The 1,901-nt window shown below is 58.1% G+C and carries 2 protein-coding genes; both read right to left on the bottom strand.

The genetic code is table 11. The features are described from left to right. Positions 1–192: 192 nt before the first annotated feature. Entirely contained in the window at positions 193–1,215 is a 1,023-nt protein-coding gene (locus tag EJQ19_RS31525; protein ID WP_126145158.1) for an extracellular solute-binding protein, read from the bottom strand. 90 nt (positions 1,216–1,305) lie between these two features. Continuing rightward, on the bottom strand, positions 1,306–1,901 hold a 596-nt coding region (locus tag EJQ19_RS32940; RefSeq protein WP_164716886.1), incomplete at its 5' end, for an ABC transporter ATP-binding protein.

Genomic DNA, 1,901 nt, shown 5'->3' with positions numbered 1-1,901 from the left:
TTTTCGCAGGAATTCGTCTGCCCATCGCTCTCCACTGAAGTAGGTACCTGCTCCTCGACCAGCGTCTAAGCGGCTAGCAGGTATTAACCGCAAATAGGCACATCCCGGAGTGCGCTGCCTACGGGCACAGCGCCACTTCCTGCCGTCAGCAGTATCCCCGCCACGCCAAACAAGCGCTCCCTTACAGAGCGCTTACTTATATTCCTCCCCCGCCGCCTTCCACAAACCCAGCAGCCGCTCCCGATGCTGCGCCGCCAAATCAAAGCGGTAGCCGCCCATCAGATTCTCCAGTTTCACCGGCGACAGCAGGCGGTTGAGCGGGATATCCGGCGTGACCGGAAAGGAAAACGCCGTGTTCATGTAATCCGTCTGCACTTCACGCGACAGCATAAAATCGACGAACGCTTTGGCCGCTTTGGTGTTGTCGCCGCCGCGCAGAATCGAAATGCCCCCGATCTCCCAGCCCGCTTCGGGCGGGATGAGCGAGCGGATGGCATAGCCCGAGTTCTTGAAGCGCAGCTGGTCGCCCAGGAAGGAGACCACGGCGGCGACTTCGCCCTCGGCCAGGCGTTGCGCGCTGGTAATGCCGGAGAACGTCGTCGACGCGCTCTGCTGCTTGAGCGATTTCATCAGGGAAATCGCTTCGGTTTCCCCTCGCTGCTGGGCTAAAGACGCCAGCAGCGTATAGCCGGTCCCCGACGTTTCCGGGTCGGGGATTTCGATTTTGCCCTTGAGCTCCGGCCGCAGCAGATCCTCATACTGCTGAGGCATGGGCAGCGCGGTGAGCTTCGGATCGCTCCGCCAGACGGATTCGTTCACGCCGATGGCCAGCGCCCCCATGTACATCCCGCTCCAATACCCGTCGCTATCCTTAAATCGATCGGGAATTGAACTTATCGCAGAGGAGCGGTAGCGGATGGACTTGTTCTTGTGCTTGAGCTGCTCATGCAGATCGGCCGGGCCGCCGAGCACGACGTCAACGCCTGTTTTGCCAAGCGTCAGCAAATGGTAGCCGGCCTCGCCGCTGGACATGCGAATCAGCTCATAGGGCTGGTCCATTTTTTTCTTGAACATTTCCAGCAGAATCCGTCCTTCATCTTCCTGAAACACCACATACACCTTGATCGGATTCTGGCTCCTCTTCTCGTTGAACAGCCAGAACCCGGCCACGACAACGGCAAGCCCCAGCAGGACGAACAATATCTTTTTCCTCAACGCGCTCCCCCTCCTTTCACACACGAATCATGACGAAAAAAGCCGACATGATCTATTGTATCATGCCGAGCTCTTCCCATACGCGCTGATTTACTCCCCTTTTTTAATCAAATGAATCTTCCCAGGCGCCGCACTGATCGAGACGTTCCCTTTGAACCGCTCGCTGCCGAGGTCGTACGCGTCCACGATCCATTCTTTCATATTGTCGTCGACAATGAAGTAGCGCTCCTTTTCCCCCAGGAACATGGAGGATCGTACGAAGCCGCTCACGGCGAAGCCTTCCTCCAGCCCGGAAGCCGCGTGGATACGGATCGATTCCGGACGAATGCTGAGCGCTACCTGCTCGCCGGCCTGCACGGACTCAGCGGTCGTGACTGTCACGGCGCGAGGTTTCCCCTGCGTCACGTATTCGACTGTGACTTGCTCGCCAGACACGCTGCGCACTGTGGCATCGACGAAATTCGTCGTGCCGATAAAATCCGCCACATACGTCGTCTTCGGCTTATAGTAAATCTCGTGCGGTGTGCCGTATTGATCAATTGCGCCTTTGTTGAACACGACGATGTGATCCGACATCGACAGCGCCTCGAGCTGGTCATGCGTCACGTAGATGACGGTGAGACCCAGCTCCTGCTGGATGGTGCGCAGCTCCACGCGCACTTCTTCGCGCAGCTTGGCGTCGAGGT

Source organism: Paenibacillus whitsoniae, assembly GCF_003955665.1.
GTDB lineage: Bacteria > Bacillota > Bacilli > Paenibacillales > NBRC-103111 > Paenibacillus_E > Paenibacillus_E whitsoniae.
Note: the sequence above shows the minus strand (reverse complement) of the source record. Positions and strands in the feature narration are given on the sequence as shown.